At 63.2% G+C, this 18,855-nt stretch carries 12 protein-coding genes; 4 read left to right on the top strand and 8 right to left on the bottom strand.

Annotated elements, in window-relative coordinates:
• Positions 1–111: 111 nt before the first annotated feature.
• The 8 genes from AC3Z8Y_RS01475 to glnE are packed head-to-tail and all read right to left on the bottom strand — an operon-like array spanning position 112 to position 10,045.
• Entirely contained in the window at positions 112–1,548 is a 1,437-nt protein-coding gene (locus AC3Z8Y_RS01475; protein ID WP_490088158.1) for a lipopolysaccharide kinase InaA family protein, read from the bottom strand.
• On the bottom strand, positions 1,549–2,301 hold the full coding sequence (locus AC3Z8Y_RS01470; protein WP_490088157.1) for a lipopolysaccharide kinase InaA family protein: 753 nt from the start codon (positions 2,299–2,301) through the stop codon (positions 1,549–1,551).
• Positions 2,298–3,032 carry a lipopolysaccharide kinase InaA family protein gene (locus AC3Z8Y_RS01465; RefSeq protein ID WP_490088156.1) on the bottom strand — a complete coding sequence of 245 codons (735 nt, stop codon included), beginning with the start codon at positions 3,030–3,032 and terminating at the stop codon, positions 2,298–2,300. Before AC3Z8Y_RS01465 ends, AC3Z8Y_RS01470 begins: the two co-directional genes overlap by 4 nt.
• Entirely contained in the window at positions 3,032–3,838 is an 807-nt protein-coding gene (gene rfaP, locus AC3Z8Y_RS01460; RefSeq protein ID WP_490088155.1) for a lipopolysaccharide core heptose(I) kinase RfaP, read from the bottom strand. Before rfaP ends, AC3Z8Y_RS01465 begins: the two co-directional genes overlap by 1 nt.
• Complete coding sequence (locus AC3Z8Y_RS01455; protein ID WP_490088154.1) at positions 3,835–4,959, bottom strand: glycosyltransferase family 4 protein; 1,125 nt, start codon at positions 4,957–4,959, stop codon at positions 3,835–3,837. The genes rfaP and AC3Z8Y_RS01455 overlap by 4 nt, the downstream gene beginning before the upstream one ends.
• On the bottom strand, positions 4,959–6,020 hold the full coding sequence (gene waaC / locus AC3Z8Y_RS01450) for a lipopolysaccharide heptosyltransferase I (protein WP_490088153.1): 1,062 nt from the start codon (positions 6,018–6,020) through the stop codon (positions 4,959–4,961). Before waaC ends, AC3Z8Y_RS01455 begins: the two co-directional genes overlap by 1 nt.
• A complete protein-coding gene (gene waaF / locus AC3Z8Y_RS01445; protein ID WP_490088152.1) occupies positions 6,021–7,070 on the bottom strand; it encodes a lipopolysaccharide heptosyltransferase II in 1,050 nt (349 codons plus the stop codon). It lies immediately after the preceding gene.
• Between the two features lie 53 nt (positions 7,071–7,123).
• The gene (glnE, locus tag AC3Z8Y_RS01440; RefSeq protein ID WP_490088151.1) at positions 7,124–10,045 is read right to left on the bottom strand and encodes a bifunctional [glutamate--ammonia ligase]-adenylyl-L-tyrosine phosphorylase/[glutamate--ammonia-ligase] adenylyltransferase; all 2,922 of its coding nucleotides are present in this window, start codon (positions 10,043–10,045) and stop codon (positions 7,124–7,126) included.
• Between the two features lie 383 nt (positions 10,046–10,428).
• On the opposite strand from glnE, the gene aceE reads away from it, so the two are divergent.
• From aceE to msrA, 4 genes are all read left to right on the top strand, one after another.
• A complete protein-coding gene (gene aceE / locus AC3Z8Y_RS01435; protein WP_490088150.1) occupies positions 10,429–13,077 on the top strand; it encodes a pyruvate dehydrogenase (acetyl-transferring), homodimeric type in 2,649 nt (882 codons plus the stop codon).
• Between the two features lie 11 nt (positions 13,078–13,088).
• A complete protein-coding gene (aceF, locus tag AC3Z8Y_RS01430; protein WP_490088149.1) occupies positions 13,089–15,059 on the top strand; it encodes a dihydrolipoyllysine-residue acetyltransferase in 1,971 nt (656 codons plus the stop codon).
• A gap of 397 nt (positions 15,060–15,456) precedes the next feature.
• Positions 15,457–18,147: a sensor domain-containing phosphodiesterase gene (locus tag AC3Z8Y_RS01425; RefSeq protein WP_490088148.1), complete on the top strand. Its 2,691-nt coding sequence runs from the start codon at positions 15,457–15,459 to the stop codon at positions 18,145–18,147.
• A 59-nt stretch (positions 18,148–18,206) separates the two neighbouring features.
• Complete coding sequence (msrA, locus tag AC3Z8Y_RS01420) at positions 18,207–18,854, top strand: peptide-methionine (S)-S-oxide reductase MsrA (RefSeq protein WP_490088147.1); 648 nt, start codon at positions 18,207–18,209, stop codon at positions 18,852–18,854.
• The last annotated feature ends 1 nt before the right edge of the window (position 18,855 follow it).

Here is an 18,855-nt window from a genome sequence, read left to right as displayed (position 1 = left end):
TGTGTACTCAATACGCGCCCGAAGGCGCCAATATTGCTGTTAATCGAAAGCGCGCGAGTATAACCCAACCGTCCGCGCCCCAATACCTGCTGTCCCGTTGCAGCTCCGCGATCACAACCGCGGCAGGCGCTCGTCCAGCAACCGGTACAACGGGCTGTCGGCTGGCCAATTGCGCAGAAAACGGGCGCGATCACGGTCATAGGCCGCCGCGAAGTTACTGGCAGCCGCGTGTTGCTCCATGGCATCGAGGTCGATCAAGGCCCATTGGCCCTGCCACCAGAACAGGTTATGGGCCTTCATATCCCCATGGCTGATGCGTTCGCGAATCAGCGCGGCGAACAGGGCGTCGAGCGCGCCCAACTGCGCCTCGGGCACCTGCCCATCTGCAATATGGCCGCTGAAGCATTGCATCAGGTCCGGGCCATCAAGGTGCTCGGTCACCAGATAGGCCACACCGCGCAACCCGAGGGTGCGGGTTTCCAGCACGGCCAGTGGCTTGGGGGTGGCGATACCGAGAAAGCGCAGCCGCTGCGCCTCGATCCAGGAATGCCAGGCCCGGCTGGGCCGCCAGAATCGCTTGAACCAATGCGCCACGCCCTTGATGTTGTAGCGCTTGATCAGCAGCGGCCGGCCGTTGGCGTTAACTCTCGCCACGGTAGCCGCGCCACCGGTCTTGTACAGGTGGCCGTGGTCAATCAACTGATCGGCATTGGCCAGCACCGGTAGCATCGCGGCTTCTTCGCTGCGCGGCATTGCCCTGAGTAGCGATGGGCCTCGGCTTACGCTGAACAACGTGCAATCACGGCCGGCCTTGGCGAGCAAATCCCGCAGGCGCCAGGCACGCACCTTGGTGATCTGTTTTTCCAGCGCCTCCAGCGGCAGCGCATGCTCACTGTTCGCCAGAAGGTAATGCACCAGCAGCTCCTCGACGAACGGCATAAGCCCTTGAGGCAACTGGGCGAAGAACACCCCAAGGTTTTCCAGTACCCGCTGGCGCGACAGGGGCTGGCCTGGCTGTTCGGCACGGACCCCTCCGCCGTCCACCACATACACTCGGCCGCCACTGCGCAGCAGGTTATCCAGGTGCAGGTCTTCCTGCCACAGCCCCTTGGCATGCAAGCCGGCAATCGATTCGAGCGCCTGGCCGAGGACTTCAACCTGTTTGTCAGCCAGCAGGGGCAAGCCTTCTACCTGTTCCCAGGCGCTCCCCAGGCTTTCCCCCCCTTGAAGGAACTCGAACAGCAACCAGCCGCCCTCGCCTTCTCGCAAGCCCTCGGCCAGCAACGTGGGCGTGGCGATGCCTTGCGTAGCCAGCAGCCGCGCGCCGTCGCGCTCACGCTGAAACTGACGCGCGGCCCGGGGGCCTACCAGCAATTTCGCCAGCACCGCCCGCCCTCGCCATACGCCCGCCCCTACGTAGCGCTGGCCCGGAAGCACTCGCAAGAGCGAAAGCAGCTGCAGGTCCGCTGGGCCGGCGGCGTCGGCCAGCGATAGCATGATAGGCAATTCCGGCGTTCTGCCTGCTCGCGCCAGCTGTAGCAACGTCATTTAACGTGTCTCCTTGTGGCGCCGACGAACCAGCAATTGCTCCATCCACGCCGTAATCTGCGTATCGGTGGGCGCCGCCTGCAGGTAGGCGGCGAGGAACCCGCGAATGTCCACTTCCGACCACGCCGATGCACGGCGCAGCAGCGGCTCAAGGTCTCGCACCCGGTCACGCTGGCCCAGCCAGGCCGAGCGGGTTTTCTCCAGATCGATCAAGCGTGCTTCGAAGCAATCGCCCTCGGCCCGCAGGAAAATGTGCTTGGGGTAGAAGCAGCCATGAACCAGCCCCGCGCAATGCAGCTTGCGCGCAAGCTCCCCGCAGGCCTGTACCAGCGCCGCACGGCGGGCCGGTGTGAGCACTGGCCACTGGGCCAGCCAGGCGCCAAGTTCGCTCCAGTCATCCAGGGCTCGAGTCAGTAACATGGCTTGCCATTCACCGCCCTGCCGCCGCTCGGCAAAATAACTGGCCTCCAATGCCGGGACGGCCAATTCCTCGTAGCGGCGGATATTGCGAAACTCCCGGGCCACGGTCGGCTCGCCGAGGGGGTGGCGCAGGCTGCGGATCAGATAATTGGCCTGCCGCTTGAGGTAGAAGCCCTGCGCGCCCACGTCCAGCCGAAAGACCTGGCTCCAGCCGCCACGCCCTACGTTCGCTTCATCCACGGCCGTAAGCGGTAGCGCCCACAGCGTGTCGAAGTCGGTGAGGCCACGGCTGGCAAGCAGGGGCTGATCCCCTGGTGCGATAAAGAGCTTCATTCCCGGCCCTCGAAAAAGCTGACGATGTGCCGGATGCGTTTTTTATCCGAGGCATTGAGCCGTTCCCGCCGGCGATACGCCAGGTAGAATCGAAGCCGCTGGGTAGCGGAAAGCTCGTATTTGGCGACCTTGTCCAGGCAGGCCAGGTCCTTGGTGATGCGGTACCGCAGCATGAACCCCCACCAGAATGCTCCATTGGGGCAGTCGATCAGGTACAGCGTGCCGGCGTCATCCACCAGCAGGTTGCGCCATTTCAAATCGTTATGGGTGAAGTGATGATCGTGCAGGGTTCGCGTATGGCGGGCCAGTTGCGCGCTCACATGCTCCACCCATTGCCGGTTCTTCAGGCGAGGGTCGTGGCGCTTCACCAGTGCCAGCAGGTCCTCTGTGGCGGGCAGTTCGCGCGTGATCATGGCGCCACGCTCGAATGACACGTTGTCACGTTCCAGCCCGAAGCCCACCACATGCGCGGTGGGAATGCCCCATTTGGCGAACCGCTTGAGGTTCTGCCATTCGGCTTTTACCCGAGGCTTGCCCAGGTAGCGGCGCAACCCTTTACCCGCGCCGTTGTAGCGCTTGACGTAATAGGCCACGCCCTCATGATCGACCTTGACCAGTTCAGACAACAGGTCGCGGGTCAGGCGCTCGCCTCGCAGGGCAAAGACCGCGTCCAGGCTGCCAAATACCGGGGCCAGGTCTTCACAGTCAGGGTCCAGCTTCCAGCCGGCCATCAGAGCGCGTCCCCGTAACGCTGCTTGCGGGCGTACAGCTTGCCAGCCTTGCGTTCCAGCCAGGCCAATAGTGCGGCTTCGTCACGCAGCACCTGGCGCAGCGGTTGCTGGAAGTAGGCCCGCAGGAAGCGCAGCTTGTCACGCTGGGTGAGGCCGATGTCCAGGGCGGAAAAATAGAGCGCGGCCAAGTCCTTGTCCCGCCAGCGGCGAGTGATGCGCTGGCGGGTTTGCGCACGGTGCAGGTCGATCACGGACAAGCGGAAATCCGCCGCATTGAACGGCCGATCGGTATGCAGGAGGAAATGGCAGATATAGCAGTCACGATGGTTCACGCCTGCCCGGTGCATGGCGCCGGTCATCTGCGCCACCCGCTCAATCAATGCCCACTTGGTAAGGGGCAGAGGCGGGTTGGTGCGCCAGTCCAGGCTGTAGTCTTCCAGGCTGATCGTGGGCGCCAGCTCCTCGGTCACGATGAATGAATGCTGCGTAGCGGGGTTCGCCCCCCGCTCACCGAACGCCACGGCGGTCATGGTGGGTACGCCTACTTCATGCAGCCGGCGGATGGCGGCCCATTCCTGGCCGGCGCCCAGCACCGGCAGCTTGGCACTGAAGAGGTTCTTGAACACTTCGCCCCAGCCGATGCCGCGGTGGATCTTGACGAAATACCCCCGGCCCTCGACCTCGGTACGCAGCGTGCGCCGCCCTTCGAGTTCGCGGTACACCTCCCCCTGCAGGCCTTCTACGGCAACAAAGGGATCGGTGTTGGCCCACAGGTGTTTGAACGGCTCGGCAAGGACCAGCTTCATGCGGCCCGCTCCTGCAGGATCACGTCAGCGGCGTGCTGCGGCATGCTGTACAAGTCGGCGCTGTCGGCGAAGGCCAGCCCGTTGCTTGACCATTCGGCACGCGCAGCGTCGTCTTCAAGCAGGTGTTGCAGCTCACGGTTGAGCTGGGCCTGCTCGAACGGCTCGTCCAACACAACCCCGGCACGCGCTTCGTCGATGTAATGGGCGTACCCGCATACCGCCGTGACCAGCACCGGCAGCCCGGCGACTACCGCTTCGAGCAACACGGTACCTGTGTTCTCGTTGTAAGCCGGATGAATGAGCGCGTCGGCGCCCAGCAGAAAACGCGGAATGTCACTGCGGCCTTTCATGAACGTCACCTGCTCGTTGAGGCCCAGGGCCGTGCTCTGCAGCTGGAACACCTTGGGGTCGTCCTGGCCGATCACGAACAGCCGAGTGCGCTGGCGCAAGGCCGCCGGCAATGCCGCCAATGCCTTGAGCGAGCGGTCCACGCCTTTGGTCTTGAAGCCCGAGCCGATCTGCACCAGCAGCCGATCCTGCGCACCCAGGCCGAATTCCTGGCGAAACTGCGCGCGCACTTCGGCCGCATTGGCCGGCGCGCGGCGGTCCTGGGAAATGCCTGGCGGCAACAGATGGAAGCGCTGCTGTGGGGTTGCGTAGTGTTTGACGAACAGCGGCTGCTGAACCTCGGAAATCATCAGGATTTCCGTGCAAGCCTCGGGGGCGAACACCGCGCGCTCGTATTCGGCGAAGTGGCGATAGCGGCCCCAGCGGCGGTACAGCGGGTTGCGTAGGGTTTGCGCCTTGTCTTCGTAACAGCCATCGGCGGCGTAGTACACGTCCAGGCCGGGCATCTTGTTGAAGCCGATCAGCCGGTCCACCGGGCGCTGCGCCAGGTCGGCCGCCATCCAGGCGCTCAGCTTCTCGTTGCGGCGATGATTGAACAGCGCCTTCACCGGCGCTACCAGCACTTCGAAGCCAGCGGGCACGTCGCCCTCCCAGATCAGGGTATACACACGGATCTGGTGGCCGCGCCGCTGACATTCAAGGGCGATGCGCATGAAGTCTCGCTGCAGCCCGCCGAACGGGAAATATTTGTACAGCACAAAAGCCAGTTGCATCAACGCAGGTCCTCGGCCAATAACAGCGCGCTCAGGCGTCCTGCCACTCGTTCTGGGTTTACGCGAGTGAAGCACAGCGGCCACTCACGCTTGATGTTGTGTTTACGCAGGTCTTCAGGGGTGGGCTTGTACGTGCAGTTCTTCTGCAGGCAAGGCGCGCAGGGCCAGTCGCTGCCCAGGTGCTCCTGGGTACGGCCATAGGCGCCGGTCAACCCGGGGTTGGTGGGGCCATACAACGACAACGCAGGCACATCCAGCGCTGCGGCCAGGTGGCCCAGGCCGGTGTCCACTGCCACGCATGCGCGGGCCTTGACCAGTACGTCGGCCACGCCGGCCAGGTTGAGCTTGGGCAGCACCGAAACGTTGCTCAGCCCGGCGGCGATACGGTGTGCGCGGCGGAACTCGGTTTCGTTGCCCCATGGCAAGCGCACGCCGATGTTCGCCAACCCCAGCCGCTCGGCGAGTTCACGCCAGTAGGCCTCGGGCCAATGTTTGCTGTCCCAGGTGGTGCCATGCAGGAACACCACGAACGGTACGGGATGAGGCACCGCCAGCTGGCGTGAACGGTTCAGGCCATATTGGCCGAAGGTATTGGGCAGGTCGTAGCCCAGCGCCAGCGCGAACAACTGGCGCACCCGCTCTACCGCGTGCTGGCCACGCACCACTCCTAGCTTGCGGTCATAAAAGCGGCTAGCGAGGGGCTCACGCGCCGAGCGTTTGTCCAGCCCCGCTACGGGCGCCCGTGCGTACCGGGTGAGCCAGGCGCTTTTCAGCAACCCTTGGGCGTCGATCACCAGATCGTAGCTGCGCTCGCGCATCTGCTGTTTGAAACCACGCCACTCACCGCTCTTGACCGTGTGCCAGAGATTCTTGCGCCAGCGCCTGATAGCAACCGGGATTACCTTGTCTACGGCAGGGTGCCAGGTGGGGATTTCGCGAAAACCCTCTTCGACCACCCAGTCGAAACGGATCCCGGGAATGGCACGTGCGGCATCGGTGAGTGCCGGCAGTGTATGAATGACATCGCCCAGGGAGGAGGTTTTGATCAGCAATACCCGCACTTACTCAGCCCCTGCCATGAGGTTGACGGTGTCGGTCGCGTCCATGCCTTTCAAGGCATCGATGACCCGCTGCGAATCCAACAGGCGCAAGCAGTTGTAATGGCCGAAGCGGCACGTTCGGTCGAAGCAGGGCGAACAGTCGATGCCCAGGCGCACCACCGCCACTTGATCGGCCAGCGGCGGCGTGAAGCCGGGCGAAGTGGAGCCATACACGGCCACCAGCGGCCGATTGAGCGCGGCAGCCACATGCATCAGGCCCGAGTCGTTGGACACGACCGCGGCGGCGCAAGACATCAGGTCAATGGCCTCGGCCAGCGAAGTATCGCCACACAGGTTCACGGCTTCTTCACGCAGCCCCGGGATCAACCGCTCGCGAATCGCCTCGGCCACAGGCTCGTCCTTTTTGGAGCCGAACAGCCACACTTGCCAGCCCTGACGAATGCGCGCCTCGGCGACGTCGGCGTAGTGTTCCGCCGGCCAGCGTTTCGATTCGCCGAACTCCGCCCCGGGGCACAGCGCGAGCACCGGGCGATCGAGTTGCAGCCCGAAGCGCTCCAGCGCGGCGGCCCGGCTGGCAGGTTCGATTCGCAGGCGTGGCTGGGGATAAGGCGTAGGGAGCGCTTCGCCCGGCGGATACGCCAAGGCCATGAAGCGCTCGATCATCAGCGGGTAGCGGTCCTTGTCCAGCGGCCGAATGTCGTTCAGCAGGCCGTAGCGAAACTCGCCTTTCCAGCCTGTGCGCCGGGCGATGCCGGCAAAGAACGGCACCAGCGCGGATTTGAGCGAATTGGGCAGTACGATGGCTTGATCGTATTGGCCCTTGAACGACCGGCCGATCTTGCGCCGCGTGGCGAGGTCCAGCACGCCATGCCCGAGCGGGAAGCTGAGGGCCTGGCGTACTTCGGGCATGCGCTCCAGTATCGGCCGGCTCCACTCAGGGGCGAGCACGTCGATCTGGCAATCGGGATGGCGGGCCTTCAGACACTGGAACAGCGTCTGGGCCATCACCATGTCGCCGACCCAGCTGGGCCCGATGATCAGAATTCTCATGGGTTTTCCGCAAACGATCGGGGAAGCGGGCGCCTCCCCCGTGGATTCTCAGTTTAACCTAGCCCGAACCAGGCCCAGATTCGCATGACCTCGCGGCGCTCGGCGACAAACTGGTCCCCGGCGGTTACCCCTGCCTGCTTTTGCAAGGCACGCCGATGCGCGACAGCGCGGTAGGCCTTGTACGCCTCTCTCAGCAGGCTGGCCTCGAACGGCGGCAACAACCCTGCCTGCTCGAGCCCCTCGAGAATACGGATGTTATCGGTGTAGCGCAGCAGTGCGGGATGCTCGCGCGACCAGGCCAGGGCCGCGTATTGCACCATAAATTCAATATCGACGATACCTCCGGCGTCCTGCTTGATGTCGAAGGGCACCTGCGGGTCGAAGGCATTGTCGCCGCGCCCGGCGGCGGTGATACGGGTTCCCAGGTTATCCCGCATCTTGGCGCGCATCTCGCTTACCTCCTCGCGCAGCTGGGGCAGGTCCCGCTCGCGCCCCAACACCTCGGCCCGAATGCCCTCGAATGCGTGGGCTACGCTGGCGTCCCCCACCAGCACCCGAGCCCGCACCAGTGCCTGGTGCTCCCAGGTCCAGGCCTCCTGCTGCTGGTAGCGCTGGAAAGCACCCAGCGAACTGACCAATAGCCCGGCCGCGCCAGAAGGCCGCAGGCGCATGTCTACCTCATACAGCTGCCCGGAATTGGTTTGCGCCGTGAGCAGGTGGATGATCCGCTGGCCGAGCCGGGTAAAGAACTGGCCGGCGTCGATAGGCCGCTCGCCGTCGGTTTCCGCCGCGCCATCGGCGTCGTGGATGAACACCAGATCAAGGTCCGAACCATGGCCGAGTTCCAGCCCGCCCATTTTGCCGTAGCCCACAATGATGAAACCTGGATCGCACAGGCTGCCATCCGGCCGCACCGGGGCGCCGTGGCGTACGGTGGTTTGCCGCCAGGCCAGCGCCAACACCTCGGCGAGGATGGCTTCGGCGAGCCAGGTGAGGTAATCGCTCACTTTCATCAGCGGCAAGGTGCCGGCAATTTCTGCGGCCGCCACGCGCAAGCTATGGGCCAGCTTGAAATGCCGCAGCGCTTCCATTTGCTGTTCCAGGTCGTCTTCGGGGATGCGCGTCAGCCGTTCGCGTAGCTCAGCGGCCAGTTCCGGTGCCAGCGGCGGATGGAACAGCCGCGCCTCGTTCAGCAGCTCATCGAGCAGCAGTGGGAAGCGGGTAATCTGCTCGGCGATCCAGGGGCTGGCGGCACACAGCGTCAGCAGCTGACGCAGCGCGCCCGGGTTCTCGGTCAGCAGCACGAGATAGGCAGACCGCCGCGCCACCGCCTCTACCAGCGGCAGCACGCGCTCGAGCACCAGATCCGGTTCGGCGTGCTCGCTCGCCTGCGCCAGCAGCCTTGGGATAAAAGCGTCCAGCCGCTCGCGCCCCATCCGCTGCATGGCCCGCAGCTGGCCGCTGGCCCTCAGGCTCGCCAATCGTTCCAGCGCCTTGGCCGGCGCCTGGAAGCCCCCTTCGGCCAGCTGCGCGATGGCGGCCTGATCGTCCTGGCGCTCCTCCCACAGCGGTAGCCATTCTGCCCCCACCATCACGTCGCCGCTGTCTTCATCTTCGTCGGGGTCGGCGATCACGCCTCGGAAGTGCCAATCCACCCGCTCCCGCCAGCGCATCAACTGTGCATGGAAGGCTTGCCAGTTTGCAAAGCCGAGCATGAACGCTACCCGCGCCTGGTCCAGGTCGCCATCAGGCAGCATCTGGGTTTGCCGGTCGGCGATGGCTTGCAGCGCATGCTCGGTGTAGCGAAGGAATTCATACCCTTCCCGCAGCTCATCTACGACCTCAGCAGGCAAATAACCCTGCCGCTCCAGGGTCGCCAGCACGCCAAGCAGGGGGCGCTGTTGCAGGCTGAGGTCACGCCCGCCGTGAATCAGCTGGAAGGCCTGAGCGATAAATTCCACTTCGCGGATACCGCCCGCCCCCAGCTTGATGTTGTCCGCCATGCCCTTGCGGCGAACCTCCTGCTGGATCAGCTGCTTCATGGTGCGCAGAGCTTCGATCGCGGAAAAATCCAGGTAACGCCGGTACACGAACGGACGTAACAGGTCGAGCAGCTGGGCGCCCGCTACCTGATCGCCCGCCACTACCCGGGCCTTGATCATGGCGTAGCGCTCCCAGTCCCGCCCCTGATCCTGGTAATACTGCTCCAGCGCATTGAAGCTGAGCACCAGCGCCCCCGCCGAACCGTACGGGCGAAGGCGCATGTCTACCCGGAACACGAAGCCGTCGACGGTCACCGGGTCCAGTGCCTTGATCAGGCGCTGACCCAGGCGAATGAAGAACGCCTGGTTATCTTCCGAACGCCGCGCGCCTTCGGTTTCACCGCCTTCCGGATAGGCGAAGATCAAGTCGATGTCAGAAGAGAGGTTCAGCTCCCCTGCCCCCAGCTTGCCCATCCCCAGAACGATCAGCTGCTGAGGCTGGCCTGAATGGCGCCCCATGGGCGTGCCGAACTGCTGGCAGTGCCTGGGGTACAACCACAGATACGCCTCATCTATACAGGCATCGGCCAGGTCGGACAGGTCGCGGCATGTGGCTTGAAGATTGGTGACGCGGTTCAGGTCACGCCAGATGATGCGCACCTGCTCACGGGCCCGCTGCCGACGCAGCGCGCGGCCCAGGGCGTCCTCGTTTTCGCTTGCGGCCACCGCCTCATTTATCCGCCTGCGCAGTTCGCCCGGTTCATATGCGCGGTCGATGTCGTCACTGGCGACCAGCCCCATCAGCATGGCTGGGTCTCGGCTGGCCTGCTCGTACACGAAGTCACTGGCGGCCAATACCCGAGCGAGGGCGGGCTCGTGGTGCGCCGGCCATTGCCCGCCAATTTCCTCCAGCGCCTGCTTGAAATCGACCAGGCGGCTGCTGGCGGTGGCCTGCAATACGTCGGGCAAGGGGATCAGTGCTGGACGGCTCATGGTCTATCCTTCAGGTCGCCTACACGGCAGGCCTCGCTACTTGCATGAAAAATCGCAGCTGACAGGACTGTCCAACAAAGGCTAGAAATAGCTGAAAGGTGGATAAATTTGGCAGCAGGCATCACAGGTACCCTTTCCAAGGCTGGTTTTTAGTCTACTGAACCGGCAACAGCTACAGGCTGACGCCGGATGGGGACGTCACTACCTGTAGTTTTCCTACTGCCACGGTCGCTGCGGTACATGAAATGAGCGTTGATTTGTAGTAAAACTACAGGACACCGGGCCAACCCACCGGTGATCCAAGAATTCATGTCGTCTGCCCACAAGGCCAGTCGCAAACTCAGGTCATCGATTCTGGTGGCCTTTCCGCCCTGGAGCAAGCCATGCAAGACCTCGATCCCGTCGAAACCCAGGAATGGCTGGACGCCCTGGAGTCGGTTCTCGACAAAGAAGGCGAAGACCGCGCTCACTACCTGATGACTCGCATGGGCGAGTTGGCCACCCGCAGTGGTTCGCAACTCCCCTACGCAATCACCACGCCATACCGTAATACCATTCCAGTTACCCACGAAGCACGCATGCCCGGCGACCTGTTCATGGAACGCCGCATCCGCTCGCTGGTTCGCTGGAACGCGTTGGCCATGGTCGTTCGCACCAACCTCAGGGATTCGGACCTGGGCGGACACATCTCCAGCTTCGCCTCCAGCGCGACGCTGTATGACATCGGTTTCAACTACTTCTTCCAGGCCCCTACTGAAGAGCACGGCGGCGACCTGATCTTCTTCCAGGGCCATGCCTCGCCCGGCGTTTACGCCCGTGCGTTCATGGAAGGCCGCATCAGCGAAGAGCAGATGGACAACTTCCGCCAGGAAGTGGACGGCAAGGGCCTGTCCTCCTATCCGCACCCTTGGCTGATGCCCGACTTCTGGCAGTTCCCTACCGTGTCCATGGGCCTGGGCCCGATCCAGGCGATCTACCAGGCACGCTTCATGAAGTACCTCGAAGCCCGCGGCTACATCCCTGCCGGCAAGCAGAAGGTATGGTGCTTCATGGGTGACGGTGAGTGCGACGAGCCGGAATCCCTCGGCGCTATCGCCCTGGCCGGCCGCGAGAAGCTGGACAACCTGATCTTCGTCATCAACTGCAACCTGCAGCGCCTCGACGGCCCGGTTCGCGGCAACGGCAAGATCATCCAGGAACTCGAAGGCGTGTTCCGCGGCGGCGGCTGGAACGTCAACAAGGTAGTGTGGGGCCGTTTCTGGGACCCACTGCTGGCCAAGGACACCGACGGTATCCTGCAGCGCCGCATGGACGAAGTGGTCGACGGCGAGTACCAGAACTACAAGGCCAAGGACGGTGCGTTCGTCCGTGAGCACTTCTTCAATACCCCGGAACTCAAGGCCATGGTCGCTGACCTGTCCGATGACGAGATCTGGAAGCTCAACCGCGGTGGTCACGACCCGTACAAGGTGTACGCGGCCTATCACGACGCCGTGAACAACCATAACGGTCAACCGACCGTGGTACTGGCCAAGACCATCAAGGGTTATGGCACCGGCGCCGGTGAAGCGAAAAACACGGCCCACAACACCAAAAAGGTGGATGTGGACAGCCTGCGTAAATTCCGCGACCGCTTCGACATCCCGGTACGCGACGAAGACCTGGAAAAACTGCCGTTCTACAAGCCCGAACCTGGCAGCGCCGAAGCCAAGTACCTGAGCGAGCGCCGCACCGCCCTGGGTGGTTTCGTGCCCCAGCGCCGCGCCAAGAGCTTCAACGTGCCAGTACCGCCGCTGGAAACCCTCAAGGCCATCCTGGATGGTTCGGGCGACCGCGAAATCTCCACCACCATGGCGTTCGTGCGCATCCTCACCCAACTGGTGAAGGACAAGGAACTGGGCCACCGCATCGTTCCGATCATCCCGGACGAAGCCCGTACCTTCGGTATGGAAGGCATGTTCCGCCAACTGGGCATCTACTCGTCCGTAGGCCAGCTGTACGAGCCTGTGGATAAAGACCAGGTGATGTTCTACCGCGAGGACAAGAAGGGCCAGATCCTCGAAGAAGGCATCAACGAAGCCGGCGCCATGTCGTCGTTCATTGCCGCCGGTACTGCTTACAGCTGCCACAACCAGCCGATGCTGCCGTTCTACATCTTCTACTCGATGTTCGGCTTCCAGCGTATCGGTGACCTGGCCTGGGCCGCTGGCGACAGCCGTACCCGTGGCTTCCTGGTGGGCGGCACCGCTGGCCGCACCACGCTCAACGGCGAAGGCCTGCAGCACGAGGACGGTCACAGCCACCTGATGGCGGCGACCATTCCGAACTGCCGCAGCTACGACCCCACCTACGGCTATGAACTGGCGGTGATCATCCGCGAAGGCATGCGCCAGATGATGGAAGAGCAGCAGGACATCTTCTACTACATCACCGTGATGAACGAAGCCTACGCTCAGCCTGCCCTGCCGGCCGGCGCCGAGGAAGGCATCATCAAGGGTATGTACCTGCTCGAGGACGACACCCGTGACGCCGCGCATCATGTGCAGCTGCTGGGCTCGGGCACCATCCTGCGCGAGGTTCGCGAGGCAGCGAAAATCCTGCGCGAGGAGTTCAACGTGGGCGCCGACGTGTGGAGCGTTACCAGCTTCAACGAACTGCGCCGCGACGGCCTGGCCGTGGAGCGCAGCAACCGCCTGCACCCGGAGCAGAAGCCTCGGCAGAGCTACGTGGAAGAATGCCTGAGCGGTCGTAAGGGGCCGGTCATCGCTTCTACCGACTATATGAAACTGTTCGCCGAACAGATCCGCCAGTGGGTTCCGAGCAAGGAATTCAAGGTCCTGGGTACCGACGGCTTCGGTCGCAGCGACAGCCGCAAGAAACTGCGCCACTTCTTCGAAGTGGACCGCCATTTCATCGTGCTGGCCGCCCTCGAAGCCTTGTCAGACCGTGGCGATATCGAACCGAAAGTGGTGGCCGAAGCCATTGCCCGGTTTGGCATCGATCCTGACAAACGCAACCCCCTGGACTGCTGAGGAGAACATTCGTGAGCGAGCTTATTCGCGTACCCGACATCGGCAGCGGTGAAGGGGAAGTCATCGAGATTCAGGTAAAGGTCGGCGACCGTATCGAAGCCGAACAAAGCCTGGTAACCCTCGAATCGGACAAGGCCAGCATGGAAGTGCCGGCCCCCAAGGCTGGCGTGGTCAAAGCCATCAAGGTCAAGCTGGGCGACCGCCTGAAAGAAGGCGACGAGTTGCTGGAGCTGGAAATCGAAGGCGCTTCGGCGTCTGCCGCGCCGGCTGCTGCACCTGAGCCTACCGTGGTCGCCAAGCCGAGCGCGCCGGACGAAGCCGAGGAAACCCGGCCGTCCGCACCTGCGCCAAGCGGCGGCGGCGCGAGCCAGGACGTGCATGTGCCGGATATCGGTTCGTCGGGCAAGGCCCAGGTGATCGAGATCCAGGTAAAGGTTGGCGACACCGTTGAGGCGGACCAGTCGCTGATCACCCTGGAATCGGACAAGGCCAGCATGGAGATCCCGTCTCCTGCCGCTGGCGTGGTCGAAAGCATCAGCGTGAACCTGAACGACGAAGTGGGCACCGGGGACCTGATCCTCAAGCTCAAGGGCGCAGGCTCCGCTTCTGCCCCGGCTGCCAGCGCACCCGCGCCCACGGCCAAGGAACCCGCTGCCGCCGCGCCAGCTGCTGCCCCGAGCGCACCGGCCGGTGACACCGTAAAAGATATTCACGTGCCGGACATCGGTTCGTCGGGCAAAGCCAAGATCATCGAAGTGCTGGTGAAGGCCGGCGACAAGGTTGAGAAGGATCAGTCGCTGATCACCCTGGAATCCGACAAGGCCAGCATGGAAATCCCATGCCCCGAAGCGGGCGTGGTGGAAAGCGTGATCGCCCAGCTGGAAAGTGAAGTTGGCACGGGTGACCTGATCCTCAAGCTCAAAGTTGCAGGAAGCAGCCCGGCGCCCACCGCGGCCGCCCCTGCTGCTGCGGCGCCTGCTGCATCGGCACCGGCAGCACCCGCACCGGCTGCCAAGCCTGCTGCCGCGCCTGCCGCTACTCCGGCGCCGGTCGCCGCACCAAGCGGGAAGGTACATGCAGGCCCGGCCGTTCGCCTGTTGGCGCGCGAGTTTGGCGTGGACCTTGCCCAGGTTGGCGCCACTGGCCCGCATGGTCGTATCCTCAAGGAAGACGTGCAGGTTTACGTCAAGGCGATGATGGCCAAGGCCAAGGAGGCGCCTGCCGCCGCCGCGGCCGCAGGTGGCTCCGGCATTCCGCCGATTCCGGTGGTGGACTTCAGCCGCTTCGGTGAAATCGAAGAAGTGCCGATGACGCGCCTGATGCAAGTGGGGGCCGCCAACCTGCACCGCAGCTGGCTGAACGTGCCTCACGTGACCCAGTTCGATCAGGCGGACATCACCGAGCTCGAAGCTTTCCGGGTGGCCCAGAAAGCCGTGGCCGAAAAAGCGGGCGTGAAGCTCACCGTGCTGCCGTTGCTGCTCAAGGCCTGCGCATTCCTGCTCAAGGAACTGCCAGACTTCAACAGCTCGCTGGCACCGAGCGGCAAAGCCATCATCCGCAAGAAGTACGTGAACATCGGCTTCGCCGTGGATACGCCGGATGGCCTGCTGGTACCGGTGATCAAGAACGTTGACCAGAAGAGCCTGCTGCAACTGGCTGCCGAAGCTGCCGCCCTGGCGGAAAAGGCGCGCACCAAAAAGCTGGCCTCGGACGACATGCAAGGCGCCTGCTTCACCATCTCAAGCCTTGGGCACATTGGCGGCACCGGCTTCACGCCGATCGTCAATGCGCCTGAAGTTGCCATCCTGGGCGTGTCCAAGGCCGCCATGGCGCCAGTGTGGGACGGCAAGGCATTCCAGCCGCGCCTGATGCTGCCGCTGTCGCTTTCCTACGATCACCGTGTGATCAACGGTGCCGCCGCCGCGCGCTTCACCAAGCGGTTGAGCGATGTATTGGGCGATATTCGCTCCATGCTGCTCTGAGCCACTTTGCCGCGCTGCCCTGTGGCGCGGCACCCCTCTTTTGAGCTGCTACGCTCGAAACCTCAACCCCGCTTCGGCGGGGTTTTTTTATCATTTTTGATCGGCGCCCAAAGTTTCATGGCAGATACACCGACTGTCGCGAAGACCTGCTACTCTCGCCTCTAGCGTGGTAATTACCCTCGCATTTGACGCCAATTCAACGTCGACTACAGTAAAGCGCTTGTGCTGCCGTTATACCGACGCAGGGAATGCGGAAAAACCGACGCTTAACCTGCCAGATGAAGGCACAGGGCCACTGTAGCGCTTGTCAGCCGATGCGCCATGATGCAACCTTGCTGCACGTAGCAACTGCCACCAGACGGATCTGTGTAAACCGTATTTCTCAAGCGAGTTCTCGATGAAAAGCCACCCGGATGCCGCCACTCGAATGGCGGCCGAGGTCGTTACGCAGCTACCCGTGCCTTCGCGCCTGGGCATGCTCCGTTTCGAACGGCTGAACGAGGCAAACTGGGCCTTGCTGTACCTGGACCCCGCCTGCGAAAAGGACTTTGGCCTGCCAGCGAGCGAACTGTGCGCCCTGATCGGCTCGCCGTATGCCAGCCTGATGGAGCCCGAAGCGCGCTATCAGCTGCACGACGCCATCCAGGCCCAGCTCGCCAGGCGCGCCTACTACCTGGTGCGCTACGTGCTGCACTCGGCCAATGGCCCGGTGAACATCCTTGAAGTGGGCGAGCCCTTCAAGCAGCACAACCGCCAGCTGCTGCGCGGTTACCTGTTGGGCGTGGATGACCTGGCGGGCGATACCTTCGACGTCGGGCAAGCGGACCTGAACTCCCCAAGTGGCCAGTTACAGGTTGCGTTGGAGGTCAACCACCGGGCACAGCGCGAGCAGTTACATCATCTGGAGCGCGTTCGGGCCCAGCAGGACCTGATCCTGCGCCTGGCGCGACAGCGCTACACCACCAATGACCCCATGCGCGAAGCGGCGGAGCTGATCACACGCAGCGCGTCCGAGATCTTCGAGATCGACGGCACCAGCCTTTGGCATCTTGAGGGGCATCGGTTGGTCCCGATCCTTGCGTATAGCGCGGGCACCCGAACCTACAGCGTACCGGCACCGATCGATGCCAGCCGTTATCCCGATTACCTGGACGCCCTGCATCGAAGCCGAGCGGTAGATGTCAACAACCCCACGGGGGATCCGCGCATTCGCAACCTCACGGCGGCGGCGCGGCATGGAGGCATCGTATCGGTGCTGGACGCGAGTATCCGTGTCGACGGGCAGGTGGTGGGCATCCTGTGCCTGGAGCAGCATACCGAGCGCGCCTGGCAGTCGGACGAAGTCGCGTTTGCCGGCGAGCTGGCAGATCAGTTCGCCCAAGTGATTACCAATCACAACCGCCGTACCGCCACCAGCGCGCTGCATCTGTTCCAGCGGGCAGTGGAGCAGAGCGCCAACGCATTCCTGCTGGTGAACTGCGATGGCGTGGTGGAGTACGTGAACCCCAGCTTCACAGCCATCACCCAGTACACCTCCGATGAAGTGCACGGCCACCGCCTCTCTGAATTGCCGGCCCTGGAAAACCTCAGCGAACTGCTGTTCGACGCACCGTCCAGCCTTGCTAAAAGCAACAGTTGGCAGGGCGAGTTCAAAAGCCGGCGCAAGAACCTCGAACCCTACTGGGGGCAGCTGTCGATCTCGAAGGTGTTCAACGACCACCGCGAGCTCACCCATTACATCGGTATCTACGAGGACATCACGCAGTCCAAGCTCGCCCAGCAGCGCATCGAGCGGCTGGCGTATACCGACAACCTCACCAACCTGGGGAACCGGCCGGCATTCATCCGCAGCCTCGATGAGCGCTTCGCCAGCGACGTGGACACACCACTGGCGCTCATGCTGGTGGATATCGACAACTTCAAGCGCATCAACGACAGCCTCGGGCACCAGACCGGCGATAAATTGCTGATCAGCCTGGCCCGCCGGCTGCGCAACAGTTTGAGCCCCTCAGGCACACTGGCGCGTTTCGCCAGTAATGAATTTGCCGTTCTGCTGGATGACACCGACCCCGAAGCCGGCCAGCAGCTGGCGCTCCAGGTGCTGAAAACGCTCGACAAACCAATGTTCGTCGACAACCAGCTGATCAACGTGACCGCCTCGGTTGGCCTCGCCTGCGCGCCGCTGCATGGGCGCGACCCGCAAACCCTGATGAAAAACGCCGGCCTGGCATTGCACAAGGCCAAGGCCAACGGCAAGCATCAGGTTCAGGTGTTTACCGAAGCGCTGAACGCGGAAGCCAGTTACAAGCTGTTCGTGGAGAACAACCTGCGCCGGGCACTGACCCAGAACGAGCTGGAAGTGTTCTATCAGCCAAAACTGTGCCTGCGCACGGGCCGGCTGCTCGGCATGGAAGCACTGCTACGCTGGAACCACCCGGAAAAAGGCATGATTCGCCCGGACCAGTTCATCAGCGTGGCCGAGGAAACCGGCCTGATCATTCCCATCGGCAAATGGGTGGTGCGCCAGGCGTGTCGCATGAGCAAACAGCTGACCGCTGCCGGTTATGGCCCGCTTCACGTCGCCATCAACCTTTCGCCCAAACAATTCTCCGACCCGGACCTGGTGGCATCCATCAGCCAGATCCTGACCGAAGAAAAGCTCGCCCCCAACCTGCTCGAGCTTGAGCTTACCGAGGGCCTGCTGCTGGAGGCCACCGAAGACACCCGACAACTGCTCGGCCAACTCAAGGGCCTGGGCCTGTCACTGGCCATGGATGACTTCGGTACCGGCTACTCCTCGTTGAGCTACCTGAAGAAATTCCCGATCGACATCATCAAGATCGACCGTAGCTTCATCAACGACATCCCCACCAGCCAGGACGACATGGAGATCACCTCCGCGGTGATTGCCATGGCCCACAACCTGAAGCTGAAAGTGGTGGCTGAAGGTATCGAGACAGCGGAACAGCTGAATTTCCTGCGCCGCCATCGTTGCGACGTGGGTCAGGGCTACCTGTTCGACCGCCCGATCCCGTCCGCGCGGCTGGTGGACGCGCTCAAGCGGTACCCGCGCGGCCCGGCGACCTGACACAAGCGCGCGCCTGAGGCACACTGTAGGGCTGTTACTGACCTACCGCGGAGAAGACCATGGTCCTGCGCTCGGAAATCCTTGTGAACAAGAACGAACTCCCTACCGCGCAGCAGGCATTGCCTGGTCGCGAAACGCCAATGGCCGTGCCCGCCGAACACTTTGTGAACGGCCGCCCCTTGCAAGCGCCTTTCCCGGCCGGCCTGGAAGTGGCCTACTTCGGCCTGGGCTGCTTCTGGGGCGCCGAGCGCCGCCTGTGGCAACAGCCGGGCGTGTACACCACGGCGGTAGGCTATGCCGGTGGCTTTACGCCCAACCCCACTTACGAAGAAGTGTGCTCCGGCCTTACCGGCCACAGCGAAGTGGTAATGGTGGTGTTCGATCCGAAGGAAACCCGCTACGAGGACCTGCTCAAGGTGTTCTGGGAATCCCACAACCCAACCCAGGGCATGCGCCAAGGCAACGACATCGGCACGCAGTACCGCTCTGTGATCTTCACTACCAGCGAAGCCCAACTGCACGCGGCACTGGGCAGCCGCGAAGCGTTCCAGGCCGAGCTGCGCAAGGCTGGCCATCCGGACATCACCACTGACGTTCAGCAAGCGCCGGCCTTCTACTATGCCGAGGCCTACCACCAGCAGTACCTGGCCAAGAACCCGGGCGGTTACTGCGGTATCGGTGGCACCGGCGTTTGCCTGCCAGCGTAAG

It is taken from the genome of Pseudomonas sp. 3MAES_34.3B, from assembly GCF_058145875.1.
Note: the sequence above shows the minus strand (reverse complement) of the source record. Positions and strands in the feature narration are given on the sequence as shown.

Bases quoted from the DNA above. Each gene is read 5' to 3' on its own strand.
- msrA (WP_490088147.1), top strand. From the start codon at position 18,207: ATGGTCCTGCGCTCGGAAATCCTTGTGAACAAGAACGAACTCCCTACC.
- AC3Z8Y_RS01475 (WP_490088158.1), bottom strand. From the start codon at position 1,548: ATGACGTTGCTACAGCTGGCGCGAGCAGGCAGAACGCCGGAATTGCCT.
- rfaP (WP_490088155.1), bottom strand. From the start codon at position 3,838: ATGAAGCTGGTCCTTGCCGAGCCGTTCAAACACCTGTGGGCCAACACC.
- AC3Z8Y_RS01465 (WP_490088156.1), bottom strand. From the start codon at position 3,032: ATGGCCGGCTGGAAGCTGGACCCTGACTGTGAAGACCTGGCCCCGGTA.
- aceE (WP_490088150.1), top strand. From the start codon at position 10,429: ATGCAAGACCTCGATCCCGTCGAAACCCAGGAATGGCTGGACGCCCTG.
- waaF (WP_490088152.1), bottom strand. From the start codon at position 7,070: ATGAGAATTCTGATCATCGGGCCCAGCTGGGTCGGCGACATGGTGATG.
- AC3Z8Y_RS01425 (WP_490088148.1), top strand. From the start codon at position 15,457: ATGAAAAGCCACCCGGATGCCGCCACTCGAATGGCGGCCGAGGTCGTT.
- AC3Z8Y_RS01470 (WP_490088157.1), bottom strand. From the start codon at position 2,301: ATGAAGCTCTTTATCGCACCAGGGGATCAGCCCCTGCTTGCCAGCCGT.
- AC3Z8Y_RS01455 (WP_490088154.1), bottom strand. From the start codon at position 4,959: ATGCAACTGGCTTTTGTGCTGTACAAATATTTCCCGTTCGGCGGGCTG.
- glnE (WP_490088151.1), bottom strand. From the start codon at position 10,045: ATGAGCCGTCCAGCACTGATCCCCTTGCCCGACGTATTGCAGGCCACC.